This is a genomic window from Pantoea sp. Sc1, from assembly GCF_000255315.1.
GTDB lineage: Bacteria > Pseudomonadota > Gammaproteobacteria > Enterobacterales > Enterobacteriaceae > Pantoea > Pantoea anthophila.
This window is the reverse complement of record NZ_AJFP01000001.1, coordinates 870,664-896,018: the sequence shown is the minus strand read 5'-3', so window position 1 is coordinate 896,018 and position 25,355 is coordinate 870,664. Positions and strand designations below refer to the sequence as shown.

Genomic DNA, 25,355 nt, shown 5'->3' with positions numbered 1-25,355 from the left:
AAGGGCGCCCCCGAGAGGGGGCGACCACGGTTAGCCCAGCGGGGTGAGTGTGATCTCAACACGACGGTTTTGCGCTTTGCCGGCTTCGGTGCTGTTGGTGGCAACCGGGTTATCCGGGCCTGCACCCTGCGTACGCAGGCGATCGCTGGCCACGCCCTGCACGATCAGCGCGCTGGCGACACTTTCAGCACGCTGCTGAGAGAGACGCATATTCAGCGCACGGGTGCCGGTGCTGTCGGTGTAACCCACGACGTTTACCGCCGTTTTTGGATACTCTTTCAGCACCATTGCAACACCGGTCAGGGTGTTTGCGCCTGCGGGTTTCAGATTGCTGCTGCTGGAGTCGAAGGTGACATTGTTAGGCATGTTCAGGACGATGTTATCGCCATTACGGGTCACGCTGACGCCGGTGCCGCGCATCTTGTCACGCAGTTTCGCTTCCTGCACGTCCATGTAGTAGCCCACGCCACCGCCCAGTGCCGCGCCGCTTGCGGCACCAATCAGAGCACCTTTACGGCGATCTTTCTTCGACGATGAAAGCACGCCGACACCGGCACCCACTAATGCGCCGAGGCCCGCGCCTACGCCTGACTTACCCGCCTGTGATTCACCGGTGTAAGGATTGGTGGTGCAGCCAGGCAGGGCCAGGCTGCCGCTCAGTAACAGGGTGATCGCGATTAATTTCTTCTGCATTTTTGTTCCCTTACAGTCGAGACACAGGGGAAAACCTTCCCCATAAGTGGCACGATTATGCCGCCTGTGGAACAGGGATGTATGAGGAAAAATCCTGATTTATGGAGAATCAGCGGGTAATGGCATCAGGATGGCAGAAACAGTTGCTCTGATGATCGTTTATCAGCCCGCAGGCCTGCATAAAGGAATAGCAGATTGTCGGGCCGATGAATTTAAAACCACGCTGCTTTAACGCCTTTGAGAGCGCAATGGCCTGCTCTGACGTGGTGGGGGCCAGGCTGTAGTCGGGATAATGGTGAACGATTTGCACGTTATCGACAAATTGCCAGACGAACTGGCTGAAATCCTCACCTTTCGCCTCCATTTCCAGGTAAGCGCGGGCATTCGCGATAATGGCGGCGATTTTGCCGGGATGGCGGATAATGCCGCTGTTCAGCAGCAACTGGTCGATCGCTGGCGCGTCCATCTGCGCAATCGCCTGCGGATCGAACTGGTGAAACGCCGCGCGATAATTTTCCCGCTTTTTCAGCACGGTGATCCAGGAGAGTCCCGCCTGCTGTCCTTCCAGACAGAGCATCTCAAACAGCGCACGCTTGTCTCTCTGCGCCACCCCCCATTCCCTGTCGTGATAAGCCAGATAGAGGGGATCCTGTGTTACCCAACCACATCGTTGCATCGCTTTGTTCCTTTTAACGAGAATATTTTAGCGGTCCGCTTGATCTTAAAATTAATCGGTTGATAGTTAAACGATCAGCGGTTAAATAACAGAGACAGCGCGAATTTTAATTACGACGCCGGATAATAACTTCAGCCCTGCCTGGAGAAGAGATGTCGCCGAAAAGCGGTTGGAAAGGTCTGAGAACCTGCTGTGCTGCATGGCTGTTAATCTTAATGGCACCGGCTTTTGCCCGGAGCGGCCTCTCTGCGCCGCCGCACGCCGACTTTCTGCCGGACTACGACACGATACTGGCAGAGAAGATCGCGCTGACGCCCCTCACCTTCAGTGACGAAAACCGCGCCCTGTTTGAAGCCGCCATTAACTCTCCCACCGCCTCACCCATCGCGCTGCACAGTGAAACCGGCAGCGCAGGCACCACCCCGCTGGGAAAACGCTACCGGGCTGGCGTGGATATGCCTGTTGCGCCGTCGCTCACCACCGGGCCGGTGGCGCAGTATGCCGTCGATCCGCAACCTATAAACTGTCTGCAATGTGACTACAGCGATCAGCAGAGTCGCGAGCAGAGTGCCAGCGTCGGCTGGCGCATCGATTCGCAGCAGGGATGGATATCGCCCTGGGCGCAGCTCAGCTATCGCTATCTGCTGGCGGAGACGCCCCAGACTCCCCGCCGCGAGGCGACGAACGGCCCGGATCAGAGCGAGGGCATCGACCTGAGTATCGGGGCGCAGCTGCCGCTGAACGACAATCTGGCGGCTTTCGCCTCATTTTCACAAAACGAAGCGCTGAATAATCAGGAACAGCAACTTTACAGCTTCGGCTTCAGCGCCAGCTTCTGAGCGGGGCATAAAAAGAGAAAGGCGGTCGGGCGTTTAAAATATAATGAGCCTGCTAATCATTATACTGGTAACACTATGCGCAACGATCTCACTCTTATTGGCCGCGAAATCGCGGTTTTTCTGCTGGCAGCGCTGTTTCTTGCCCTCACCATCGTTCCTGTCTACATCGACGTCGCCTGGATGAACGACGCACTGCATGAGACCTCATTCACCGAAACCACTCAGGAAGTGATGCTGGCGACCATCGCCGCACTCTTTTTTATCGCGGCCCGACGCCGTCCCGATCAGCGCGGCGCGCTGACTCTGGTCGCCGGTTTTTACGCCTGTATGCTGATCCGTGAACTCGACTTCGTGTTTGATGCCATTCAGCATGGCAGCTGGGTCTGGTTTGCGCTGGCCGTCACCGCGGGCTCACTGGCCGTCGCGCTGCGCACGCCGAAAAAAAGCGTGCATGCGCTGGCTGCCCTGGTGCAGCACCGCAGCTGGCCGGTCATGGCCTCCGGCTTTTTAGTGGTGCTGGTCTTCTCCCGACTGTTTGGTGTGCATGTGCTGTGGCAACACCTGATGCTGGGGGATTACAACCGGGTGGTGAAAAACATGGCCGAAGAGGGGACTGAGCTGCTGGGATACAGCCTGTGCTGGCTCGCCTCGGTTCGCTATGTATGGCAGACCCGCCCCGCCGCTGCCGCCCTTACCGTGCGCGCACCGGAATCTGTACCGGTCCGCCATGCCACGTCGCCGGTGACCTCACACTGACCCGCACTCCTGCTTTTTAAGCGATCCCCTCCGTTAAAAAAGGTACAATAACCCCTTCTGCGCCGGCGACAGGTTCCCGGCGCAAGGTGTTCGTTAACCTCAGGTCTTTTCATGTCAGCTAAAATCTTAACTTCAACGCTCATTGGCCTGGATGCCTTCCGACAGGATCCGCTGACTGCCCTGCAGCAGGCGGAAAAGGGCACGCTGGCGGTGTTAGATAACTATGCGCCGGTGATGTATGCCATCACCCCGGCGCGTCTGGCCGAGCTGCTGGCGCTGGAAGCAGCCGCCCGGCAACCGAATGATGTGGCGCTGGATGACAGCCTGTATGACGATGCGCCCGCCGCGATCCACACACCGGCCGGGAAGTTCGCCATGTATCCGGGCTGGCAGCCGGATGCCGACTTTACGCGCCAGGCCGCGATCTGGGGCGTGGCGCTGGCTGAAGCCGTCACGCCGGGCGAGCTGGCGGCCTTTGTCGCCTATTGGCAGGCGGAAGGCCGGATGTTCCATCATGTCCAGTGGCAGCAGAAACTGGCGCGCAGCATCCAGATGAACCGCGCCGCAAATGGCGGGCAACCGAAGCGTGATATCACCCAGTTGCCCGATCCTGACCGTACCATTCCCGATGGTTTCCGAGGTGAATGATGAAAACGCCAAACGATCTCTTTAGCCGTCTGAAAAAAATGATGCCTGAAGGCACCCGCCCCAAATTTGCCAATGGCCAGGAGCTGCTGGCGTGGAATCAGGAGCAGGGTCGCCTGCGCTCAGAGGCGATAGTACGCGAGAACCGCGCCATGAAAATGCAGCGCGTGATGGGCCGTTCCGGCATTCGCGAACTGCATATCAACTGCTCGTTTGATAATTACCGGGTTGAGAATGAGGGCCAGCGTAAGGCGCTGGAGCTGGCACGGCAGTATGCCGCAGAATTTGACGGCAGCATCGCCAGCTTTGTCTTTTCAGGACGTCCCGGCACCGGTAAGAACCATCTGGCCGCGGCGATCGGCAATGACCTGATCCTGCGCGGCAAAAGCGTGCTGATCGTGACGGTCGCCGACCTGATGTCGAGCATGAAGGGCACCTTCAGCGGCAGCAGCGGCATTACCGAAGAGCGGCTGATTCAGGATCTGAGCAGTGTCGACCTGCTGGTGATCGATGAGATCGGTATGCAGAGCGAATCGCGCTATGAAAAAGTGATCATCAACCAGATCGTCGATCGCCGCTCCTCCTCCAAACGCCCGACCGGCATGTTATCGAACCTCGACCATGCCGGTATGAATGCCCTGCTGGGCGAGCGCGTGATGGATCGTATGCGGCTTGGCAACAGCCTGTGGGTGCGGTTTGACTGGGAAAGTTACCGCAGCCGGGTGCGCGGCGACGAATATTAATTCCACCGCGCTGATGTCTCTTTCCGCAGGTGCGGCTCTCCTTCCGGGGCCGCACCGCTGTCCTCTCGTTCTCTCCCTCTTATCTGAAACGCGCACCGTTTCGCTTACCCGCCCGCCTGCTGCCGAGGGTTATCCCTGATAGCGAGGTTGTGTGAAACAGCACACAAAAGTGTCAGATCAACGTTTCTCACGGGCTGATACACTGAAATCTGTCTCCTCTGTTGGGTGGATCCGTGATGAAAACAAACGGCAAAGGCCCTGCACTCCTGCGACTGAACAATCAGAAACGGGTAATGGCCCGGTTACGTAAACTGCGCGTCACGTCGCGTCAGGATCTGGCGGAGGCACTGGAACTCAGTAAGAACACCGTCTCACTTATCATCGATGACCTGCTGGATCAGGGGCTGATTGAGGAGCTGGGACCGGTCAGCGTGGCGGCCGCCGGACGGCCTAAAATCGGCATCGCCCTGCGGCCGGAAAAGCTCAAGAGCGCGGGCATTATGGTGGAACGCAACGTCATCCACTGGCGGGTCTGCGACTACTTTTCGCAGGTGCTGGCGGAACAGACGCTGCGCACCGATACCAGTAACCCGACCCGCCTGCTGGCGGAGCTGGCGATGCTCTGCCGGGAACTGACAGAGCGCTATCCCGATCTGCTTGGCTTCGGCCTTGGCTTTCCCGGCATCGTCGATCCCCGCCGTGGCTGGATGCATCTCTCCCTGCCGCTTGAATGGCAGGATGTTGACCTGCTGAGCACGCTGCGCAGACACGTTCGCCTGCCCATCCGCATCATGAACAATGTCAAAGCGGCGGCGCTGCTGGCCGTCGAGCAGCACGGACTCTCCGTGGAGAGCGGGCATTTTTATCTGCGGATTGCCGAGGGCATCGGCGGCGCACTGATCCAGCATGGCGACGTGTTTACCGGGCACAGCTGGACCGCGGGTGAGGCGGGACATCTGATCGTTCAGCCTGGCGGGCCACGCTGCAGCTGTGGCCGGCGCGGCTGTCTGGAGGCGCTGGTCAGCAAACCTGCCGTGAATCAGCTGCTGGCGCAGCATCAGCCTGGCCTGAGCTGGCAGAACCGCGACAGCGCGCCACGCGTGGTGGATACGGTGATGACCCAGGCGGGGGGCTATCTCGGTGCGGCGCTGAGTCAGATCATGCTGCTGCTGAACCCCGCCACCATCATCATTGATTGCCCGTGGAGCGCCAGCGAGCTTTTCTGCAAAGCGGTGCGTGACACGGCGCAGGGCAACGCCTTCGCCTTTACCGCCACGCACACCCAGCTGCACTTCCCCGCGACCCGGATTGATCCGGCGAACGGGCTGGCGCTGGCGGTACTGGAGCAGAGTGAGCAGCGGGTGTGAGGCCGCAGAGACTCTTCCCTACAACACATTCTCCCCGTGATGCTGCCGGTATTCTTTCGGGGTGGTGTCGTAGCTTTTGCGGAAGACCGAGTAGAAATACTGCAACGAGGGGTAGCCGCACATCTGTGAGATCTCATTGATGTTAAGTGAGGAAGACGCGAGCAGTTCGCGCGCTTTTTCCAGCTTTTCGCGGTGGATCATCGCATGAATGGTGTCGCCGGTTTCATCACGGAAGCGTTTTTCCAGATTGGAGCGTGACAGCCCGACCGCATCCAGCACCTGCTCCACCTTGATCCCCTTGCAGGCATTAAAGCGGATGTAGTGCATCGCCTGAATCACCGCCGGGTCGCGCAGCGAGCGGAAGTCGGTCGAGCGGCGGGCGATCACTTTTACCGGCGGCACCAGAATGCGCTGAAGCGGCAGAGGCTGCTTATCCAGCAGCCGGTGCAGCAGCTTGGCCGCCTGATAACCCATCTGCCGCGAGCCCTGCGCCACGGACGAGAGCGCCACGCGCGACAGATAGCGGGTCAGCTCCTCATTATCAATCCCGATCACCGTAAGCTTCTCCGGCACCGGAATTTTCAGGTGTTCGCACGCCTGCAGCAGGTGCCGCGCCCGTGAGTCGGTGACGGCGATAATCCCGGTTTGCGGCGGCAGCGTCTGCAGCCAGTCGGCGAGCCGGTTCTGGGCGTGCTGCCAGTTGGCAGGCGCGGTTTCCATTCCCTGATAGACCACGCCCTGATAGCGTTCGCGCCCCACCAGCTGGCGAAACGCCTGTTCCCGCTCCTGCGCCCAGCGCTTGCCGCTGGAGGCCGGTAATCCATAAAAGGCAAAGCGATTGATCCCCTTCTCTTTCAGGTGCAGAAAGGCTTTCTCTACCAGCGCGGCGTTGTCAGTGGCGATGTAGTGCACCGGCGGATAATCTTGCGGCCGGTGGTAGGAGCCTCCGACGCCCACTATCGGCACGGAGACATTCGACAGCAGGGTTTCGATGGAGCGATCGTCGTAATCGGCGATCACCCCATCTCCCAGCCATTCGCGGATGTTGTCGATGCGGCAGCGGAAATCTTCTTCGATGAAGATATCCCAGTCAGTCTGCGATGCCTGCAGATACTCCCCGACCCCCTCCACAACCTGGCGGTCATACACTTTGTTGGCGTTAAATAGCAGGGTAATGCGATAGCGTTTGTCATGCATGGTGGCGCGTTCCCTTAAATGCTCAGCGCATTGCATAGCACGGCTGACAGGGGCAAAAAAATTGTTTGCGCCACAATGTGATCGTCCGCGCGATTACACCCGACGCCGCGTGGCCGTATCCATCCACACCGCCAGCAGCAGAATCGCCCCTTTGACGATGTACTGCCAGAAGGTCGGCACATCCATCATGCTCATGCCGTTATCCAGCGATGCCATGATAAAGGCGCCCATCACCGCCCCCGCCACGGAACCGACGCCCCCGGCCAGACTGGTGCCGCCGATGACACAGGCGGCGATCGCGTCGAGTTCCGCGATGTTACCCGCCGACGGCGAGCCAGCGCCCAGCCGCGAACTGAGGATCAGCCCGGCAATCGCCACCATCACGCCGTTGATGGCAAACACCGCCAGCTTGGTGCGCGCCACGTTAATGCCCGAAAGGCGCGCAGCATCGATATTGCCGCCGATGGCGTAGATACGACGGCCAAAGGCGGTGCGGGTAGCCATAAACATGCCCGCCAGCAACAGCATGACCAGCAGCAATACCGGCGTCGGCACGCCGCGATAGTCATTGAGTAACCAGATGGCCCCCAGCACCAGAATCGCGGTGATCGCCTGACGGCCCACCGTGCCGCTGGCCGCGCCCTGCGGCAGCCCGAGCTGCTGACGGCGCAGCCGCAGACGCCACTGCCACAGCATAAACAGCGCCAGACCGACAAAACCAAAGCCGAAACCGACGCCGTCCGGCAGATAGCTCTGACCAATCTGCGACATTCCCGGCGTAATCGGCGCCACCGTGGTGCCGTCGGTAATCCCGACTAGGATGCCGCGAAACGCCAGCATCCCCGCCAGCGTGACGATAAACGACGGCACTTTGCGGTAGGCCACCCACCAGCCATTCCAGGTGCCGAGCAGCAGCCCCATCACCAGCGTCACCACGATAGTCAGCGGCAGCGGCCAGCCAAGCCAGACGTCGAATATCGCCGCGGCTCCGCCGAGCAGGCCCATCATCGAACCCACCGACAGGTCGATCTCCGCCGAGATAATCACGAACACCATGCCGACGGCCAGGATGCCGGTGATGGCGGTCTGACGCAGCAGGTTAGAGACGTTACGCGCACTGAGCCATGCGCCATCGGTGGTCCAGGTAAAGAACAGCGCAATCACGACAATCGCGCCCAGCATTACCAGCACCTGCAGGTCAGGCAGCGTGAACCTGCCCGGTGACGGTTTGCCCGGCGTGCCGGAGAGGCGGCTTTGGGTACTTTCACTTTTAAGCATAATGTTCACTCCGCAGGGCAGCTTCCATCACCTGCTCCTGAGTCAGGTTATCGTTAACTAAATCGGCTTTGATCTGCCCTTCATGCATCACCAGCACCCGATCGCTCAGGCCCAGCACTTCCGGCAGCTCAGACGAAATCACAATGACGGCGATCCCCTGCTGAACCAGCGCATTGATCAGCAGATAGATCTCCTGACGCGCGCCCACATCGATGCCGCGCGTCGGCTCATCCAGAATCAGGATTTTCGGGTTCAGCAGCAGGCATTTCGCCAGAATGGCTTTCTGCTGATTGCCGCCGCTTAGCCGGCCAATCGGCAGTTCTGACGAGGAGGTTTTGACCCGCAGCCGGCCGATCGCGTCGTTGATGGCCTGCTGCTCCTGCGCTTCATCCAGGGTCGAGAGCCGGTGACTGAACTGATCCAGCGCCGCCAGGGTAATATTTTTGCCCACCGCCATCAGCGGCACGATGCCATCCTTTTTGCGATCTTCCGGCACCATTGCGATGCCGTGCGCAATCGCGGCGCGGCAGTCGGTGATGCTGACCTGTTGACCATTGATCCAGATGTCGCCCTGCCAGCGGCCCGGCCAGACACCAAACAGACACTGCACCGTTTCGGTTCGGCCCGCGCCCACCAGCCCGGCGATGCCGAGGATTTCACCGCGTCGCAGCGTAAAAGAGACGTTGTTGACGCGGCGGATATGGCGGTTGACGGGATGCCAGGCGGTGAGGTTTTCCACCTTCAGCACCGGGTCGCCGATCTCATGCAGTGCATGCGGATAGAGCGCGGTCAGCTCGCGGCCGACCATCATGGTGATGATGTCATCTTCGCTCATGCCCGCCGCCGGACGGGTGGCAATGTGCTGACCGTCGCGGATAACGCAGATGGTGTCGGAGATCGCCTTCACCTCATTCAGCTTGTGCGAAATGTAGATGCAGGCGATGCCGTGTTCACGCAGATTGCGGATGATACCGAGCAGCACCTCCGTCTCCTGCTCGGTCAGGGAGGAGGTCGGCTCATCCAGAATCAGCAGCCGGACCTGTTTGTTAAGGGCGCGGGCAATCTCCACCAGCTGCTGCTGGCCCAGACCTAACTCCCCCACGCGGGTGGCAGGAGAGACGTTAAGCCCGACCCGCGCCAGCAGCTGCTGGCAGCGCAGGGTCATGGTTTCATCATCCACCATGCCGAACCGGCTCAGTTCGGCACCGAGGAAGATGTTCTCCATCACCGTCAGTTGCCGCACCAGCGCCAGCTCCTGATGAATGATCACGATGCCTTTACGCTCGGTATCGCGAATCGTCTGAGCCTGAATTTCGTCGCCAGAGAAGTGGATCTGCCCCTCGAAATCGCCGTGCGGATAGAGTCCGCACAGGATTTTCATCAGGGTCGATTTGCCTGAACCATTCTCACCGCACAGCGACATCACTTCGCCCGCCTCCAGGTGCAGGCTGACATCATTCAGCGCTTTCACGGCACCGAAACGCTTGGTGATGTTTTTCATTTCCAGCAGCATCGACTGTTCTCCCTCACGCTTTGCGCGGTCAGAGTTCGCTCTGTTTGTGGAAACCGTCTTTCACCACGGTGCTTTCGATATTGTCTTTGTTAACCGGAATCGGCTTCAGCAGCCGCGACGGCACATCTTTCAGGCCATTGTTCAGCGTGCTGTTGCTGGCAGGTGTTTTGCCATCGCCCAGCTCGACCGCGATTTTCGCCGCTTCGGTCGCCAGCTCGGTGATCGGCTTGTAAACGGTCATGGTCTGGGTGCCCGCTTTGATGCGCTTAATCGCCGCCAGATCGGCATCCTGGCCGGAGATGGCCACTTTCCCTGCCAGTCCCTGCGCGCTCAGCGCCTGAATCGCTCCCCCGGCGGTAGCATCGTTGGAGGCGACCACCGCATCGATATGGTTACCATTGGCGGTCAGGGCATTTTCCATAATCTTCAGCGCATTTTCCGGCAGCCAGGCATCGACCCACTGATCGCCAACAATTTTGATGCTGCCGTTATCGATATAGGGTTTTAACACTTTCATCTGTCCGGCGCGGAACAGGCGGGCGTTATTATCCACCGGCGATCCGCCCATTAAAAAATAGTTACCCTTAGGCACCTGTTTCACAATGCTTTCGGCCTGCAGTTCACCGACTTTTTCATTATCGAAAGAGATATAAAAATCGATATCGGCATTATTTATCATGCGATCATAGGCCAGCACTTTAATGCCTTCCCGCTTCGCTTCTGCGACGACGTTACTCAGCACCTGACCGTTGTAAGGAATAATGACCAGCACATCGACACCGCGGTTGATCATATTTTCAATCTGCGACATCTGGGTTTCTTCATTGCCGTTCGCAGACTGAACAAACACCTGAGCGCCCTGCGACTCGGCCTGTTTTACAAAGATATCGCGATCTTTCTGCCAGCGCTCCAGGCGCAAATCATCAATTGCCATGCCGATCTTCACTTCTTTCGCCAGGCTGGTCTGGCTGAACAGCGCCAGCGCCGCACAGGCAGCAAACAGTGCATGTTTCATCTTCATTGTGATCATCCTGTAGGTTGAGGCTATTTTCGTGTCAGGCCGATAAACCAGGCGGATGAATTGTTGCCCTTATTTCTGAACGACAGCAATTACTGATTTTTATCCGGCTATTACGTTTTTTGGTTTATTTGTTTTTTATGAGCGCGATCGGATTTTCATCCTTTTCGGAGAAACCATGCCGCGCGCGACGCTCCGCGTGGAATAGCCTTATTTTGCGAGCCAGCGCACAAATAATAATTATCTGAAACCCGGAGTGAAATATCGTAATTGAGCTGAGTCAGTCACCCATATCAAATATGGCTTCAACGCAGACCATTCGGGTACTGATGCTAAGGAGCAAACCATGCACGCTTATTTCGATCAGATCGATCGGGTTCGTTATGAAGGTCCACAGTCGACGCATCCTCTCGCTTTCCGCCATTACAATCCTGATGAGGTGATCCTCGGCAAGACCATGGCGGAACATCTGCGCTTTGCCGCCTGCTACTGGCACACCTTCTGCTGGAACGGCGCGGATATGTTTGGTGTCGGCGCCTTTGATCGTCCCTGGCAGAAAAGCGGCGATGCATTGCAGCTGGCAAAGCAGAAGGCGGATGTGGCCTTTGAGTTTTTCCACAAGCTGAATGTGCCCTGGTACTGCTTCCACGACGTGGACGTCTCACCGGAAGGGGATTCGCTGCAAAGCTACAAAGAAAACTTTGCCGCCATGACTGATAAACTGCTGGAGAAACAGCAGGAGACCGGCGTGAAACTGTTGTGGGGTACCGCTAACTGCTTTACTCATCCGCGCTATGGCGCAGGCGCGGCGACCAACCCCGATCCGGCGGTCTTTGCCTGGGCAGCGACACAGGTCTGCAGCGCCATGCAGGCGACGAAAACGCTGGGCGGCGAAAACTATGTGCTGTGGGGGGGACGTGAAGGGTATGAAACGCTGCTCAATACCGATCTGCGGCAGGAGCGCGAGCAGATTGGCCGCTTTATGCAGATGGTCGTCGAGCATAAACATAAAATCGGCTTCCAGGGCACGCTGCTGATCGAACCGAAACCGCAGGAGCCGACCAAACATCAGTATGACTACGATGTCGCCACGGTTTATGGCTTCCTGAAACAGTTCGGGCTGGAGAAAGAGATCAAGGTGAACGTGGAGGCGAACCACGCCACGCTGGCCGGTCACTCCTTCCATCACGAAATAGCCACCGCCATTGCGCTGGGCATTTTCGGTTCGGTGGATGCGAACCGTGGCGATCCGCAGTGTGGCTGGGACACCGATCAGTTCCCGGTCAGCGTGGAAGAGAACGCGCTGGTGATGTACGAAATCCTTAAAGCGGGCGGCTTTACCACCGGCGGTTTAAACTTTGATGCCAAAGTGCGTCGTCAGAGCACCGACAAATATGACCTTTTCTACGGTCATATCGGCGCAATGGATACGATGGCGCTGGCGCTGAAGGTGGCAGCGCGCATGATCAGCGACGGCGAGCTGGATAAGCGTGTGGCGCAGCGCTACAGCGGCTGGAATGGTGAGTTCGGCCAGCAAATTCTGAAAGGCGAGTTTTCCCTCGACGCGCTGGCGGCGCACGCTCAGCAGCAGCAGCTCAATCCGCAGCATCAGAGCGGGCGTCAGGAGCAGCTGGAAAATCTGGTGAATCACTATCTGTTTGATTTCTGAATCTTCAGGAGCGGAGCATGTATATCGGGATCGATTTAGGCACCTCTGGCGTCAAAGTGGTGCTGATGGATGCACAGGGCAACGTGGTGGCGACAGAAACCTCGCCGCTGCAGGTTTCGCGTCCACACCCCCTGTGGAGCGAGCAGGATCCCGAAAGCTGGTGGCAGGCGCTGGATCAGGCGATGCAGGCGCTGAGCGCACAGCAGGATCTGGATGCCGTGCAGGCCATCGGGCTGAGCGGACAGATGCATGGAGCGACGCTGCTCGACAGCGCAAACCAGGTCTTACGCCCGGCCATGCTCTGGAATGATGGACGCAGTGAGGCGCAGTGCCGTGAGCTGGAGCAGAAGGTGCCGGATTCACGGGCGATCACCGGTAACCTGATGATGCCCGGCTTCACGGCCCCCAAACTGCTGTGGGTGCAGCAGCATGAACCGGCCATCTTCCGTCAGATCGCGCACGTGCTGCTGCCCAAGGATTACCTGCGCTGGCGGATGAGTGGCGACTTCGCCACGGATATGTCAGATGCCGCAGGCACGATGTGGCTGGATGTGGCGCAGCGTGACTGGAGCGATGTGATGCTGCACGCCTGCGATCTCAGTCGCGACCAGATGCCGCAACTCTATGAGGGCAATGCCCTGACCGGCACCTTACATGCTGACCTGGCGATACGCTGGAAGATGAACGCGGTGCCGCTGGCCGCAGGCGGGGGCGACAATGCCGCCGGTGCCGTGGGCGTCGGCATGACCGAACCCGGCCAGGGGATGCTGTCGCTGGGCACCTCCGGCGTCTATTTTGTGGTGAGCGATGGCTATCTCAGCAATCCGCAGCAGGCCGTTCACAGCTTCTGTCACGCGCTGCCGCAGCGCTGGCATCTGATGTCGGTGATGCTGAGTGCGGCCTCCTGTCTGGACTGGGCCGCGACGCTGACCGGCTGCCGGGATGTGCCTGAGCTGCTGGATGAAGCCGCGCGGGCGCGTGATGACGTGCCGCCACTCTGGTTTCTGCCCTATCTTTCCGGTGAACGCACGCCGCACAACAATCCCAACGCCCTCGGCGCCTTCTTTGGTTTTACCCACCAGCATGGTCGTCCCGAGCTGGCGCGCTCGGTGCTGGAGGGGGTCGGCTTTGCGCTGGCGCAGGGCATGGATGTGCTGCATGAGTGTGGCGTTCAGCCAGAGAGCATTATGCTGATCGGCGGCGGGGCGCGCAGTGCGCTGTGGCGTCAGATGCTGGCGGATATCAGCGGCCAGACGCTGGATTACTGTCATGGCGGCGAGGTTGGCCCGGCACTGGGCGCGGCCAGGCTGGCACAGCAGGCGCTGGATGCCGGCGTCACCGTCCCGACACCGGTGCGGGTGCAGCGGCATCAGCCGGATCCCGGCAGAATGGCGGAGTACCGCTCACGCCGGGAAACCTTTGCAACCCTCTATCGGCAGCTCCTGCCGCTGATGAACTGATCGTGCCTGCCCGGCGCACGCTGAGCAGCATCAGAAAGCCCTGATGGCCGGGAGAGCGATCCCCCGGCCACCGTCTGTCAGCCAATCGCGCCCAGCGTATCTTCCTGACCCTGCTTCTTCGGCAGCAGGAACAGCGTCGCCACAATATCCAGCAGATAAATCAGCGCCAGCAGGGTAATCGCCGCCGTGAACGAAAACTGACTGGCCAGCAGCCCTATCACCACCGGCCCAAAGCCGCCCACGCCACGACCCAGGTTGAACAGGACATTCTGCGCGGTGGCCCGCACCTGCGGCGGGAAGGTATCGGAAATCAGCGCACCGTAGCCGCCGATCATGCCATTAACGAACATCCCCATGATCGCGCCGGTCACCAGCATGATGGTGGGATCGCGCAGCTGGGCGTAGACCACCACCATCACCACGGCACCAAACTGGTAGAGCAGGAAGATTTTCCAGCGCGCAAAGCGGTCGGCCAGCACGCCAAACAGCCAGATGCCAAAGGTCATCCCGACGACGGTGACCGCCGTCCAGAGGCCCGATTTGGTCAGGCTGAAGCCAAAGCTGGAGGAGAGATAGCTCGGCATCCAGATCATCAGCCCGTAGTAGCCAAAGTTCTGCACGGAACAGAGAATAAAAATGCCGAGGCTGGCTTTAGCGGTGGTGCGATCGCGCACCAGCAGCTTCAGGCGCGCCGGGAAAGAGAGCGACGGCACCTGCTTAACCTGACGCTGATACGCTTCCGGCTCGCCCATGCCGCGGCGGATAGCAAACGAGACCAGCGCCGGCAGCAGCCCGACCAGGAACATGCCGCGCCAGCCGATAAGCGTCAGCAGCGGCGGCGTGATAAAGGCCGCCATCAGCACGCCGAGCTGCCAGCCAATGCCGACCCACGCTGACGCGCGATTGCGCTTCTCCACCGGCCAGGCTTCGGCAATCAGCGCCATGCCGATACCAAACTCGCCGCCCAGTCCGACGCCCGCCAGCGTGCGCCAGGCGAGCAGATCCCAGTAGCCCTGCGCCACCGCGCACAGACCGGTGAAGACAGAAAAGACCAGAATCGTGACGGTGAGCATACGGATGCGGCCAAAACGGTCGCTGAGATGACCAAACACAATCCCACCGATTACCGCGCCAATCAGCGTCCAGGTCACCAGCGATCCCGCCTGTGAGGGGTTGAGCGCCAGCGAAACGGAGATAGCCGGCAGCATAAAGCCGAGTATCAGCAGGTCGAATCCATCCATGGCATAACCACTGACCGCAGCCAGCATCGCTTTGCCGGGCGTGACGCCTGGCTTAGATTGGGGAGAAGGGGACATCTTTGCGCACCTCAGAGAGAAAAGTGCCGCAATTATAAAGAGTGTTCAGGGTGTGACCAATTGAAAAGGCTTATCCCTGCGCCGGGCAGGCGCAGGGTAAGCGGGATCAGGAAGGGCGGTTGCTGCCGTCATCACCCGACAGCAGCTCGTCGAGACGGTCACCGCCAACGTGGCGGAAATCCTGACCTTTGACGAAATAGAAGATAATTTCGCAGATGTTCTGGCAGCGATCGCCGATGCGCTCAATCGCACGGGCGCAGAACAGCGCCGTCAGCACGCTGGGAATGGTACGGGGATCTTCCATCATGTAGGTCATCAGCTGACGCACAATGCCCTCATACTCTTTATCCACCTTTTTATCTTCACGGTAGATAGTGATCGCCTCATTGAGATCCATGCGGGCAAAGGCGTCCAGCACATCATGCAGCATCTGTACGGTATGGCGGCCCAGCGACTCCAGGCTGACCAGCAGCGGCAGATGCTGCTGACCAAACTTCTCCAGCGCCGTGCGGCTGATCTTCTCTGCCACGTCGCCAATGCGCTCCAGCTCAGAGATGGTTTTGATGATCGCCATCACCAGCCGCAGATCGATTGCGGTTGGCTGACGTTTGGCGATGATGCGCACGCAGGCTTCATCAATCTCCACCTCCATCATGTTGACCTTCTGGTCACCGTCGATCACCCGCTGCGCCAGCTCGCCGTCCAGGTTGTGCATCGCGGTAATCGCGTCGGTCAGCTGCTGCTCGACCATCCCGCCCATGATCATCACCTGAGTGCGGATATGCTCCAGCTCGGCATTGAACTGACCGGAGATGTGTTTGTTCAGATTCAGATTATCCATGTCGATCTCCTGTCAGATCAGCCGTAGCGGCCGGTAATGTAGTCTTCAGTCTGCTTCTGCGCCGGTTTGGTAAACAGCGTGTCGGTGTCGCTGAACTCAATCAGCTCGCCCAGATACATAAAGGCCGTATGGTCAGAGCAACGTGCCGCCTGCTGCATGTTGTGCGTCACGATCACCACGGTGTAGTCCTGCTTCAGCTCGGTGATCAGCTCCTCGATACGCCCCGTCGAGATCGGGTCCAGCGCCGAGCAGGGCTCATCAAGCAGTAACACTTCCGGGCGAATCGCGATGCCGCGCGCAATGCAGAGACGCTGCTGCTGACCGCCGGAGAGACTGTAACCGCTCTGATGCAGCTTGTCTTTGGTTTCATTCCACAGCGCCGCTTTGGTCAGCGCCCACTGCACGCGCTCATCCATATCGGCACGTGACAGCTTTTCAAACAGGCGCACGCCAAAGGCGATGTTGTCATAGATCGACATCGGGAAGGGGGTCGGCTTCTGAAAGACCATGCCGACGCGGGCGCGCAGCAGCGCAATATCCTGCTGGGCCGTCAGAATATTTTCGCCATCCAGCAGAATGTCCCCTTCGGCCCGCTGCTCAGGATAGAGGGAGTACATTTTGTTAAAGGTACGCAGCAGGGTCGATTTACCGCAGCCCGATGGCCCGATAAATGCCGTCACCTGATTCTTAGCGATATCCAGGTTGATGTTCTTCAGCGCATGAAACTTACCGTAATAGAAGTTCAGATTACGGACCTGAATTTTATCGGCTGATGCCGTCGCGATACTCATCATTCATCTCTCTTATACGGCGCCGCAGCGGGCCGCGCCGGAAGTTAACCGTGTTTGCCTTTGGCGAAAATCACCCGCGCGACAATGTTCAGCAGCAGCACGCACAGGGTAATAATCAGCACGCCCGCCCAGGCCAGGCTCTGCCATTCGGCGAACGGGCTCATGGCGAACTTAAAGATGGTGACCGGCAGGTTGGCCAGTGGCTGCATCATGTCGGTGCTCCAGAACTGATTCGAGAGCGCGGTAAACAGCAGCGGTGCCGTTTCCCCGGCGATGCGGGCGATGGCCAGCAGCACGCCGGTGATGATGCCGGAAACGGACGCCTTCAGGGTAATGGCCGAGATCATCTTCCACTTCGGCGTGCCCAGGGCGTAAGCCGCTTCACGCATGCTGTCTGGCACCAGACGCAGCATGTTTTCGGTGGTACGGATCACAATCGGCACCTGCAGCAGCGCCAGCGCTATCACCCCGGCCCAGCCGGAGAAGTGCTGCATCTGCGACACCACAAGGGTGTAGACGAACAGGCCGACCACAATCGACGGTGCCGACAGCAGAATGTCGTTAATGAAGCGGATCACCTCTGACAGGGCGGACTTGCGTCCATATTCCGCCAGATAGATACCGGCCAGAATGCCCAGCGGCGTGCCAAAGAAGGTTGACCAGAAAATCAGTAATCCACTCCCGGCCAGGGCATTCGCCAGCCCGCCGCCCGCGGTGTTCGGTGGCGGGGTCGATTCGGTAAACAGGGACCAGGAGAGGCCATCCACGCCGCGGGAAACCGTGGTGAAGAGGATCCACACCAGCCAGAACAGGCCAAACGCCATGGTCAGCAGCGACAGCGTCAGCGCGATCTTATTTTTGGTGCTGCGCCAGGACTGCATTTTACGGCGTGAAGCGTCCAGTTCGGCACGCGCCTGAATTTCAATCGTGGTCATGAGCGCGCTCCTTCACTTTTCGCCAGGCGCATAATCATCAGTTTGGAAATCGCCAGAACGATAAAGGTAATCACAAACAGGATCAGCCCCAGCTCCATCAGCGCGGCAACATGCACGCCCGACTCCGCCTCCGCAAACTCGTTGGCCAGCGCCGAGGTAATGCTGTTACCCGGCATAAACAGCGACGGGCTGTCGAGCTGGTAGGTGTTGCCGATAATAAAGGTGACCGCCATGGTCTCACCCAGTGCACGCCCCAGTCCCAGCATGATGCCGCCAATCACGCCGTTTTTAGTAAACGGCAGGACGATGCGCCAGATCACTTCCCAGGTGGTGCAGCCGATGCCGTAGGCAGACTCTTTCATCATGACCGGCGTCTGCTCAAAGACGTCGCGCATCACGGAGGCGATGTAAGGGATGATCATGATGGCCAGAATCACCCCCGCCGCGAGAATACCGATACCGAAAGCGGGGCCGGAGAAGAGCGCGCCTACAATCGGAATACCTGACATGACGTCGTTGACCGGCGTCTGAAAATATTCGGCAAACAGCGGGGCGAAAACAAACAGGCCCCACATGCCATAAACGATGCTCGGAATCGCCGCCAGCAGCTCAATAGCGGTGCCCAGCGGACGACGCAGCCAGCCGGGTGCGAGTTCAGTCAGGAACAGCGCGATACCAAAACTGACCGGCACGGCGATAATCAGCGCGATAAGGGAGGTCACCAGCGTGCCGTAAATCGGCACCAGAGCACCAAATTCTTCATTAGGCGCATCCCAGGTTTTGGTCCACAAAAAGGCGAAACCAAACTTCTGGATGCTGGGCCACGAGGAGATGATCAGGGAGACGATAATGCCGCCCATCAGTAACAGGACAATCAGCGCAGCCAGCCGGACCAGTGCACCGAAAATTTTGTCACCCTGTTTGCCTGGGGCTTTGAAAGCCGGCTTCGTTGCAGCCATAGAAGTCTCAGTCTTCAGAGGTTATCGGGGCGGCATAACGCCGCCCGCTGGGTCTGACCGGACTACCGTCCGGTCAGGGTCGTTCAATTACTGATAAAGCGCTTTACCAGAACTGTCTTTGATGTTGGCTTTCCATGCGGCACGGATCTGTTCGGTTACGCTCGCAGGCAGCGCCGCATAATCCAGCGCGTTAGCCGTTTTGCCGCCGCTTTTGTAAGCCCAGTCGAAGAACTTCAGCACTTCAGCGCCTTTGGCCGCATTCGCCTGATCTTTGTAGATCAGAATGAAGGTGGTGGAGGAGATAGGCCAGGCATCTGCACCCTTCTGGAAGGTCAGATCCTGGGCAAACGATTTGCTCCAGTCAGCGCCTTTCGCAGCATTGCTGAAGCTGGTTTCGTCTGGCGCGACCGCTTTGCCATCGGCATCCATCAGTTTGGTGTAGGTCAGGTTATTCTGTTTGGCGTAGGCATATTCCACGTAGCCGATTGAACCCGGCAGACGCTGAACAAAGGCGGCGACGCCGTCGTTGCCTTTCCCGCCCAGACCGACCGGCCAGTTAACGGTGTTCCCTTTACCGATTTTGCTGTTCCACTCCGGGTTCACCTTCGCCAGATAGCTGGTGAAGACGAACGAGGTGCCTGAACCATCAGCGCGGCGCACCACGTTGATGTTGGTCTCTGGCAGTTTTACGCCCGGGTTAAGTCTGGCAATCGCCGGGTCGTTCCACTTTTTGATGGTGCCGAGGTAGATATCACCGACGGTTTTGCCATCCAGCGTCAGCTGGCCTGACTTGATGCCTGGCAGGTTAACCGCCAGTACCACGCCACCGATGACGGTCGGGAACTGGAACAGGCCATTTTTCTGCAGATCTTCCTCTTTCATAGGCGCATCGGACGCACCGAAATCCACGGTTTTGGCGATGATCTGTTTGACACCACCGGATGAACCGATGCCCTGGTAGTTAATTTTGCTACCGGTGGCTTGCTGATATTCTGCTGCCCACTTGGCATAAACCGGTGCCGGGAATGTCCCGCCAGCGCCCGTGAGATCGGTGGCCGCAAAAGCAGATACCGCGCTGACGGCGAAGGTGGTGGCAAGAATTCGGGCTACGGTGCTACGCATCAGTGTCATGTTCCCTCCAGGGGAGAAAAGTCAGGCTCGGGGCCGTTTTAGTAAGAGTCAGTGATTGCTGCAGGAGGGAAAATAGGACAGTTTGATGACAGTGAAATGTACGAAATATGACAGTTATATGACAGTGCGCAAAAATGAAGTGGGCCCACTCCGGGGCCCACCTGATTATTCCACGGTAACCGATTTGGCCAGGTTACGGGGCTGGTCGACGTCGGTGCCTTTGATCAGGGCGACGTGATAGGAGAGTAACTGCAACGGCACGGTGTAGAAGATCGGCGCAATCACCTCTTCGACATGCGGCAGCGGGATAATCTTCATCCCGTCACTGTCGCTGAAGCCGGCATCCTGGTCGGCAAAGACATAGAGCAGGCCGCCACGGGCGCGCACTTCTTCGATGTTGGATTTGAGCTTCTCCAGCAGTTCGTTGTTGGGTGCCACCACGATGACCGGCATATCGGCATCAATCAGCGCCAGCGGGCCATGCTTCAGTTCGCCAGCGGCGTAAGCTTCCGCATGGATGTAGGAGATCTCTTTGAGCTTCAGCGCCCCTTCCATAGCGATCGGATACTGATCGCCACGTCCCAGGAACAGCGCGTGATGCTTGTCAGAGAAGCCTTCGGCCAGATTCTCAATCAGCTTATCCTGCGCCAGCATCTGCTCAATCCGGCTGGGCAGCGCCTGCAGCGCGTGCACGATCTCATGCTCGGTGTCGGCGGACATCCCTTTCAGACGGCCCAGTTTCGCCACCAGCATCAACAGGACGGCGAGCTGCGTGGTGAACGCCTTGGTCGACGCGACGCCGATTTCAGTGCCCGCTTTGGTCATCAGCGCCAGGTCCGACTCGCGCACCAGTGACGAACCGGCCACGTTGCAGACCGCCAGCGATCCCAGGTAGCCCAGCTCTTTCGAGAGGCGCAGCGCCGCCAGGGTGTCGGCGGTCTCACCCGACTGCGACAGGGTAATCAGCAGGCTGTTTTTGCGCACCGCTGACTTGCGGTAGCGGAACTCCGAGGCGATCTCAACATCACAGGGGATGTTGGCCAGCGACTCAAACCAGTAGCGTGACACCATGCCAGAGTTATAGGAGGTGCCGCAGGCGATAATCTGGATATGCTCGACCTGGCTCAGCAGCGCCTCGGCACCCGCACCCAGCTCGCTGAGATCCACCTGCCCCTGGCTGAAGCGACCGCTCAGGGTACTTTTCAGCGCCATCGGCTGTTCATAGATCTCTTTCTGCATGTAGTGACGGTAAATGCCTTTGTCACCGGCATCATATTGCAGGTTCGACTCAATCTCGGCGCGCGTCACGCTGTTGCCTTCCCGATCGATTACCGTCACGTCGCGGCGGCTGATCTCGGCGATATCGCCCTCTTCCAGATAGATGAAGCGACGGGTAACCGGCAGCAGCGCCAGCTGATCGGAGGCGATAAAGTTTTCACCCACACCGCGACCGATGACCAGCGGGCTGCCGGAACGGGCCGCCACCAGCCGTGAAGGATCGCGGCTGTCCATGATGACCATGCCATAGGCACCGCGCAGCTGCGGGATCACGCGCAGCACCACGTCACGCAGCGATCCACCCTGCTTCTGCTCCCAGTGAACCAGATGCGCCACCACTTCCGTGTCGGTTTCAGAAACAAAAACGTAGCCGCGTTCGATCAGCTCCGCGCGCAGCGGCTCATGGTTTTCGATAATGCCGTTGTGCACGATGATGATATGTTCTGAGACGTGCGGATGCGCATTCGCTTCCGACGGCTCGCCATGGGTTGCCCAGCGCGTGTGCGCGATGCCGGTGCCCCCAATCAGCGGCTGCTGTTCAGCAGCTTCCGCCAGTTTCTGCACCTTCCCTAAACGCCGCAGGCGCGTAACGTGCCCCTGACGATCGACCACGGCCAGACCGGCCGAATCATATCCGCGATATTCAAGACGACGCAGACCTTCCAGCAGAATCTCTGCGATATCGCGCTGTGCTACTGCACCAACAATTCCACACATAATGATGTTTTCCTGACTACATGGCTTTTCGCCACTTTCGTTGTCATGCGACCTGATATCCGGCTTTGCCGGTTCCCCGAGCCTTGTAGAGAGTGGGGATTATAGTTTTGGCACTGCACTGTTCCGGCCCGCATAAAGCGGGCCGTTAAAAATTTATTTTTTCTTCACCGGACGCTGCCAGTCCGCTTTGTGATTCTGCTCTTTGCGGTTGTAGACCAGACCGGCTTCGGTCACATCCTTCATGATGGTGGTGCCTGCCGCGATAGTGGTGCCTGCTGCCACGCTGACCGGGGCCACCAGCTGGGTATCTGAGCCCACAAAGACATCATCGCCAATCACGGTCTTCGATTTGTTCGCGCCGTCATAGTTACAGGTGATGGTGCCTGCACCGATATTCACGTTGTCGCCGATCTCCGCATCACCGAGATAGGAGAGGTGACCCGCTTTCGATCCTCTGCCCAGACGCGCTTTTTTCATTTCGACGAAGTTACCCACATGGGCGGCGTGCGCCAGATCGCTGCCGGGACGCAGACGGGCAAACGGCCCGACGGTGACGGCGGTCGCGAGGGTGGCATCCTCGATCACGCTATAGGGGCTGATTTCGCAATCGTCGCCAATCACGCTGTTTCTGATGATGCAGCCCGCACCGATTTTCACGCGTGCGCCCAGCGTCACCTGGCCTTCAATAATGACGTTGGTGTCGATCTCCACATCCCGTCCATGCGTCAGCGTTCCGCGCAGGTCAAAACGGGCCGGATCGCGCAGCATCACGCCCGCCAGCAGCAGTTTTTCCGCCTGTTCCGCCTGGTAAGTGCGTTCTAAGGTTGCCAGCTGCAGCCGGTTGTTCACCCCGTCGGTTTCACTGATACGCGCCGGATGAACGGCATTGATCGTCCGCCCTTCCTGATGCGCCAGCGCAATAATGTCGGTGATGTAATATTCGCCCTGCGCATTATTGTTGGTGAGCTGCGCCAGCCAGCGTTTTAAATCGCCACCGTTGGCGATAAGAATACCGGTGTTGATTTCGGTAATGGCAAGCTGTGAAGGGCTGGCATCTTTCTGTTCAATGATGCCGGTGATGGTGCCGTTCTCACGCACAATGCGCCCGTATCCGGTGGGGTCGTCCAGCACCACGGTGAGTAACCCGATACCGCCCTGCGGTCTGGCTTCGCGCAGTCGCTTCAGGGTCTCCAGGGAGATCAGCGGCACGTCACCATACAGCATCATGATCTCTTCATCATCGGCAAACGCAGGCGCGGCCTGCTGCATCGCGTGGCCGGTGCCAAGCTGTTCAGCCTGCAACACCCAGTTGAGTGCACTATCAGTGAGGGTTGCTTTCAGGCGGTCGCCGCCGTGACCATAAACCAGATGGATGTGCTGTGCGCCCAGCCCTTTGGCGGCGTCAATGACATGCTGAACCATCGGTTTGCCTGCCAGCGTATGCAGAACTTTCGGCAGATCGGAATACATACGGGTGCCCTTGCCAGCAGCAAGGATCACCACACTCATCGCACTGTTAGACATAACTATCCTGGGTGAATTTTTACGGGTGAAAGTAAAACGGTTTAGGGGGGAGATTACTACATTTTTCTCAGGCCGAAATTAGGCGAAGAGGCCGATTTGCTACAGCAGACAAAAAAAATGCCAGCCCGAGGGCTGGCATTTCGTGACGCATAAAGCTGGATTACATCGCTTTTTTGGTCAGTTCGATCACGCGCAGTTTAGCAATGGCTTTCGCCAGCTCGGCAGAGGCCTGAGCATAGTCCACGTCGCCGTGGCTGCTGTTCATGTGCTCTTCTGCTTTGCGTTTTGCTTCCAGAGCACGCGCTTCATCCAGATCGGTACCGCGAATCGCGGTATCGGCCAGAACGGTGCTGCTGCCCGGTTGCACTTCCAGCACGCCGCCAGAGAGGTAGATATACTCCTCTTCGCCGTGCTGTTTCACGATACGGATCATTCCAGGCTTAATGGCAGTCAGCAGCGGCGCATGGCCAGGGAAAATCCCCAGTTCACCTTCGCTACCTGACACCTGAATTTTCTGTACCAGACCAGAGAACAACTGCTCCTCTGCGCTGACCACATCCAGGTGATAAGTCATAGCCATAATCTTCCTCCCGGGAAACCGTTATTACAGTTTCTTCGCTTTTTCCACGGCTTCTTCGATGGCACCAACCATGTAGAAGGCCTGCTCTGGCAGGTGGTCAAACTCACCTTCCATGATGCCTTTAAAGCCACGGATAGTGTCTTTCAGGGAAACGTATTTACCCGGTGAACCGGTGAATACTTCCGCAACGAAGAACGGCTGCGACAGGAAGCGCTGAATCTTACGCGCACGTGCCACCAGCAGTTTGTCTTCTTCAGACAGCTCATCCATACCGAGGATGGCGATGATGTCTTTCAGCTCCTGATAACGCTGCAGCAGTGACTGAACGCCACGTGCAACATCATAGTGCTCCTGACCCACAACCAGCGGATCCAGCTGACGGCTGGTAGAATCCAGCGGGTCAACGGCCGGGTAGATACCCAGAGAGGCGATCTGACGGCTCAGGGTAACGGTTGAGTCCAGGTGCGCGAAGGTGGTCGCTGGTGACGGGTCAGTCAGGTCATCCGCAGGAACGTAAACGGCCTGTACGGAGGTGATTGAACCGGTCTTGGTGGAGGTAATACGCTCCTGCAACACACCCATCTCTTCTGCCAGCGTTGGCTGGTAACCTACCGCAGATGGCATACGACCCAGCAGTGCAGAAACTTCTGTACCGGCCAGGGTATAACGGTAGATGTTATCGATGAACAGCAGAACGTCGCGGCCTTCATCACGGAATTTTTCCGCCATGGTCAGACCGGTCAGTGCGACGCGCAGACGGTTACCCGGCGGCTCGTTCATCTGGCCATAGACCAGCGCAACTTTATCGATAACGTTAGAGTCGGTCATTTCGTGGTAGAAGTCGTTACCCTCACGAGTACGCTCACCCACACCGGCAAACACAGAGTAACCTGAGTGCTCAGCCGCGATGTTACGGATCAGTTCCATCATGTTGACGGTTTTACCCACACCCGCACCACCGAACAGACCGACTTTACCGCCTTTCGCAAACGGACACATCAGGTCGATAACCTTGATGCCGGTTTCCAGCAGTTCCTGCGAGTTAGACTGATCTTCATAAGAAGGTGCCGCGCGGTGAATAGAGGCGATCTCTACTGCGCTGCCATCTTCTTCTTTCAGCTCGCCTTTCATATCGATTGGCTCGCCGAGAACGTTCATGATACGGCCCAGGGTCGCTTTACCGACTGGAACCTGAATCGGTTTCTGCAGGTCGTTGACGTTCAGACCACGCTTCAGGCCGTCAGACGTACCCATTGCGATGGTACGCACAACGCCGCCGCCCAGCTGCTGCTGAACTTCCAGCACCAGACGTGCATCACCATTCATCACCTCGAGGGCGCTGTACACTTGCGGTACCGCGTCCTGAGGGAATTCGACGTCAACAACGGCGCCGATAATCTGGACAATCTTTCCAGTTGCCATCTTGAAT

General features: G+C 58.4%; 23 protein-coding genes. 7 read left to right on the top strand and 16 right to left on the bottom strand.

Features of this window, described 5'->3' with window-relative positions:
* Positions 1-30 precede the first annotated feature (30 nt).
* Complete coding sequence (locus S7A_RS04275; RefSeq protein WP_009088249.1) at positions 31-693, bottom strand: OmpA family lipoprotein; 663 nt, start codon at positions 691-693, stop codon at positions 31-33.
* A gap of 109 nt (positions 694-802) precedes the next feature.
* A complete protein-coding gene (locus tag S7A_RS04270; RefSeq protein ID WP_033736113.1) occupies positions 803-1,369 on the bottom strand; it encodes a DNA-3-methyladenine glycosylase I in 567 nt (188 codons plus the stop codon).
* 152 nt (positions 1,370-1,521) lie between these two features.
* Here S7A_RS04270 and S7A_RS04265 point away from each other — a divergent pair, with 152 nt between their 5' ends.
* From S7A_RS04265 to S7A_RS04245, 5 genes are all read left to right on the top strand, one after another.
* Positions 1,522-2,208 carry an autotransporter gene (locus tag S7A_RS04265; protein WP_009088245.1) on the top strand — a complete coding sequence of 229 codons (687 nt, stop codon included), beginning with the start codon at positions 1,522-1,524 and terminating at the stop codon, positions 2,206-2,208.
* A gap of 75 nt (positions 2,209-2,283) precedes the next feature.
* Positions 2,284-2,964 (top strand): hypothetical protein, encoded by a 681-nt coding sequence (locus S7A_RS04260; RefSeq protein ID WP_009088243.1) that lies wholly within the window; start codon positions 2,284-2,286, stop codon positions 2,962-2,964.
* Between the two features lie 111 nt (positions 2,965-3,075).
* A complete protein-coding gene (dnaT, locus tag S7A_RS04255; protein WP_009088241.1) occupies positions 3,076-3,612 on the top strand; it encodes a primosomal protein DnaT in 537 nt (178 codons plus the stop codon).
* Positions 3,612-4,352, top strand: a complete 741-nt coding sequence (gene dnaC, locus S7A_RS04250) for a DNA replication protein DnaC (RefSeq protein WP_009088239.1) — start codon at positions 3,612-3,614, stop codon at positions 4,350-4,352. The genes dnaT and dnaC overlap by 1 nt, the downstream gene beginning before the upstream one ends.
* A 236-nt stretch (positions 4,353-4,588) precedes the next feature.
* Positions 4,589-5,719, top strand: a complete 1,131-nt coding sequence (locus tag S7A_RS04245; protein ID WP_009088238.1) for an ROK family transcriptional regulator — start codon at positions 4,589-4,591, stop codon at positions 5,717-5,719.
* A gap of 18 nt (positions 5,720-5,737) precedes the next feature.
* Here the strand turns inward: S7A_RS04245 and xylR are convergent, their stop codons facing one another.
* From xylR to xylF, 4 genes are all read right to left on the bottom strand, one after another.
* The gene (xylR, locus tag S7A_RS04240; protein WP_009088236.1) at positions 5,738-6,916 is read right to left on the bottom strand and encodes a D-xylose utilization transcriptional activator XylR; all 1,179 of its coding nucleotides are present in this window, start codon (positions 6,914-6,916) and stop codon (positions 5,738-5,740) included.
* 93 nt (positions 6,917-7,009) lie between these two features.
* Entirely contained in the window at positions 7,010-8,194 is a 1,185-nt protein-coding gene (xylH, locus tag S7A_RS04235) for a xylose ABC transporter permease XylH (protein WP_009088234.1), read from the bottom strand.
* The gene (locus tag S7A_RS04230) at positions 8,187-9,707 is read right to left on the bottom strand and encodes a xylose ABC transporter ATP-binding protein (RefSeq protein ID WP_009088233.1); all 1,521 of its coding nucleotides are present in this window, start codon (positions 9,705-9,707) and stop codon (positions 8,187-8,189) included. The genes xylH and S7A_RS04230 overlap by 8 nt, the downstream gene beginning before the upstream one ends.
* A 28-nt stretch (positions 9,708-9,735) precedes the next feature.
* Positions 9,736-10,728: a D-xylose ABC transporter substrate-binding protein gene (gene xylF, locus S7A_RS04225; RefSeq protein ID WP_009088231.1), complete on the bottom strand. Its 993-nt coding sequence runs from the start codon at positions 10,726-10,728 to the stop codon at positions 9,736-9,738.
* 343 nt (positions 10,729-11,071) lie between these two features.
* Here xylF and xylA point away from each other — a divergent pair, with 343 nt between their 5' ends.
* Positions 11,072-12,394: a xylose isomerase gene (xylA, locus tag S7A_RS04220; protein ID WP_009088230.1), complete on the top strand. Its 1,323-nt coding sequence runs from the start codon at positions 11,072-11,074 to the stop codon at positions 12,392-12,394.
* A 17-nt stretch (positions 12,395-12,411) separates the two neighbouring features.
* Positions 12,412-13,854 (top strand): xylulokinase, encoded by a 1,443-nt coding sequence (gene xylB, locus S7A_RS04215; RefSeq protein WP_009088228.1) that lies wholly within the window; start codon positions 12,412-12,414, stop codon positions 13,852-13,854.
* 77 nt (positions 13,855-13,931) lie between these two features.
* On the opposite strand, the gene S7A_RS04210 is transcribed toward xylB, so the two are convergent.
* From S7A_RS04210 to atpD, 10 genes are all read right to left on the bottom strand, one after another.
* On the bottom strand, positions 13,932-15,170 hold the full coding sequence (locus S7A_RS04210) for an MFS transporter (protein ID WP_009088226.1): 1,239 nt from the start codon (positions 15,168-15,170) through the stop codon (positions 13,932-13,934).
* Positions 15,171-15,276: 106 nt separating this feature from the next.
* The gene (phoU, locus tag S7A_RS04205; RefSeq protein ID WP_009088225.1) at positions 15,277-16,011 is read right to left on the bottom strand and encodes a phosphate signaling complex protein PhoU; all 735 of its coding nucleotides are present in this window, start codon (positions 16,009-16,011) and stop codon (positions 15,277-15,279) included.
* 17 nt (positions 16,012-16,028) lie between these two features.
* Positions 16,029-16,802 (bottom strand): phosphate ABC transporter ATP-binding protein PstB, encoded by a 774-nt coding sequence (pstB, locus tag S7A_RS04200; protein ID WP_009088223.1) that lies wholly within the window; start codon positions 16,800-16,802, stop codon positions 16,029-16,031.
* A 44-nt stretch (positions 16,803-16,846) separates the two neighbouring features.
* The gene (gene pstA, locus S7A_RS04195; RefSeq protein WP_009088221.1) at positions 16,847-17,737 is read right to left on the bottom strand and encodes a phosphate ABC transporter permease PstA; all 891 of its coding nucleotides are present in this window, start codon (positions 17,735-17,737) and stop codon (positions 16,847-16,849) included.
* A complete protein-coding gene (gene pstC / locus S7A_RS04190; RefSeq protein ID WP_009088219.1) occupies positions 17,734-18,696 on the bottom strand; it encodes a phosphate ABC transporter permease PstC in 963 nt (320 codons plus the stop codon). Before pstC ends, pstA begins: the two co-directional genes overlap by 4 nt.
* 87 nt (positions 18,697-18,783) lie before the next feature.
* Positions 18,784-19,827, bottom strand: coding sequence for a phosphate ABC transporter substrate-binding protein PstS (pstS, locus tag S7A_RS04185; protein ID WP_009088217.1), 1,044 nt, complete (start codon positions 19,825-19,827; stop codon positions 18,784-18,786).
* Positions 19,828-19,992: 165 nt separating this feature from the next.
* The gene (glmS, locus tag S7A_RS04180; RefSeq protein WP_009088215.1) at positions 19,993-21,822 is read right to left on the bottom strand and encodes a glutamine--fructose-6-phosphate transaminase (isomerizing); all 1,830 of its coding nucleotides are present in this window, start codon (positions 21,820-21,822) and stop codon (positions 19,993-19,995) included.
* A gap of 153 nt (positions 21,823-21,975) precedes the next feature.
* Entirely contained in the window at positions 21,976-23,346 is a 1,371-nt protein-coding gene (gene glmU, locus S7A_RS04175) for a bifunctional UDP-N-acetylglucosamine diphosphorylase/glucosamine-1-phosphate N-acetyltransferase GlmU (RefSeq protein WP_009088211.1), read from the bottom strand.
* Positions 23,347-23,506: 160 nt separating this feature from the next.
* Positions 23,507-23,926 (bottom strand): F0F1 ATP synthase subunit epsilon, encoded by a 420-nt coding sequence (locus S7A_RS04170; RefSeq protein WP_008926374.1) that lies wholly within the window; start codon positions 23,924-23,926, stop codon positions 23,507-23,509.
* A gap of 24 nt (positions 23,927-23,950) precedes the next feature.
* On the bottom strand, positions 23,951-25,348 hold the full coding sequence (atpD, locus tag S7A_RS04165) for a F0F1 ATP synthase subunit beta (protein ID WP_009088209.1): 1,398 nt from the start codon (positions 25,346-25,348) through the stop codon (positions 23,951-23,953).
* Between the last annotated feature and the right edge of the window lie 7 nt (positions 25,349-25,355).

Bases quoted from the DNA above. Each gene is read 5' to 3' on its own strand.
- xylR (WP_009088236.1), bottom strand. From the start codon at position 6,916: ATGCATGACAAACGCTATCGCATTACCCTGCTATTTAACGCCAACAAA.
- pstC (WP_009088219.1), bottom strand. From the start codon at position 18,696: ATGGCTGCAACGAAGCCGGCTTTCAAAGCCCCAGGCAAACAGGGTGAC.
- atpD (WP_009088209.1), bottom strand. From the start codon at position 25,348: ATGGCAACTGGAAAGATTGTCCAGATTATCGGCGCCGTTGTTGACGTC.
- phoU (WP_009088225.1), bottom strand. From the start codon at position 16,011: ATGGATAATCTGAATCTGAACAAACACATCTCCGGTCAGTTCAATGCC.
- S7A_RS04260 (WP_009088243.1), top strand. From the start codon at position 2,284: ATGCGCAACGATCTCACTCTTATTGGCCGCGAAATCGCGGTTTTTCTG.
- xylB (WP_009088228.1), top strand. From the start codon at position 12,412: ATGTATATCGGGATCGATTTAGGCACCTCTGGCGTCAAAGTGGTGCTG.
- S7A_RS04170 (WP_008926374.1), bottom strand. From the start codon at position 23,926: ATGGCTATGACTTATCACCTGGATGTGGTCAGCGCAGAGGAGCAGTTG.
- S7A_RS04230 (WP_009088233.1), bottom strand. From the start codon at position 9,707: ATGCTGCTGGAAATGAAAAACATCACCAAGCGTTTCGGTGCCGTGAAA.
- S7A_RS04245 (WP_009088238.1), top strand. From the start codon at position 4,589: ATGAAAACAAACGGCAAAGGCCCTGCACTCCTGCGACTGAACAATCAG.
- xylH (WP_009088234.1), bottom strand. From the start codon at position 8,194: ATGCTTAAAAGTGAAAGTACCCAAAGCCGCCTCTCCGGCACGCCGGGC.
- pstA (WP_009088221.1), bottom strand. From the start codon at position 17,737: ATGACCACGATTGAAATTCAGGCGCGTGCCGAACTGGACGCTTCACGC.
- dnaC (WP_009088239.1), top strand. From the start codon at position 3,612: ATGAAAACGCCAAACGATCTCTTTAGCCGTCTGAAAAAAATGATGCCT.
- S7A_RS04270 (WP_033736113.1), bottom strand. From the start codon at position 1,369: ATGCAACGATGTGGTTGGGTAACACAGGATCCCCTCTATCTGGCTTAT.
- S7A_RS04210 (WP_009088226.1), bottom strand. From the start codon at position 15,170: ATGTCCCCTTCTCCCCAATCTAAGCCAGGCGTCACGCCCGGCAAAGCG.
- xylA (WP_009088230.1), top strand. From the start codon at position 11,072: ATGCACGCTTATTTCGATCAGATCGATCGGGTTCGTTATGAAGGTCCA.
- S7A_RS04265 (WP_009088245.1), top strand. From the start codon at position 1,522: ATGTCGCCGAAAAGCGGTTGGAAAGGTCTGAGAACCTGCTGTGCTGCA.
- glmS (WP_009088215.1), bottom strand. From the start codon at position 21,822: ATGTGTGGAATTGTTGGTGCAGTAGCACAGCGCGATATCGCAGAGATT.
- xylF (WP_009088231.1), bottom strand. From the start codon at position 10,728: ATGAAGATGAAACATGCACTGTTTGCTGCCTGTGCGGCGCTGGCGCTG.
- S7A_RS04275 (WP_009088249.1), bottom strand. From the start codon at position 693: ATGCAGAAGAAATTAATCGCGATCACCCTGTTACTGAGCGGCAGCCTG.
- pstS (WP_009088217.1), bottom strand. From the start codon at position 19,827: ATGACACTGATGCGTAGCACCGTAGCCCGAATTCTTGCCACCACCTTC.
- glmU (WP_009088211.1), bottom strand. From the start codon at position 23,346: ATGTCTAACAGTGCGATGAGTGTGGTGATCCTTGCTGCTGGCAAGGGC.
- dnaT (WP_009088241.1), top strand. From the start codon at position 3,076: ATGTCAGCTAAAATCTTAACTTCAACGCTCATTGGCCTGGATGCCTTC.
- pstB (WP_009088223.1), bottom strand. From the start codon at position 16,802: ATGAGTATCGCGACGGCATCAGCCGATAAAATTCAGGTCCGTAATCTG.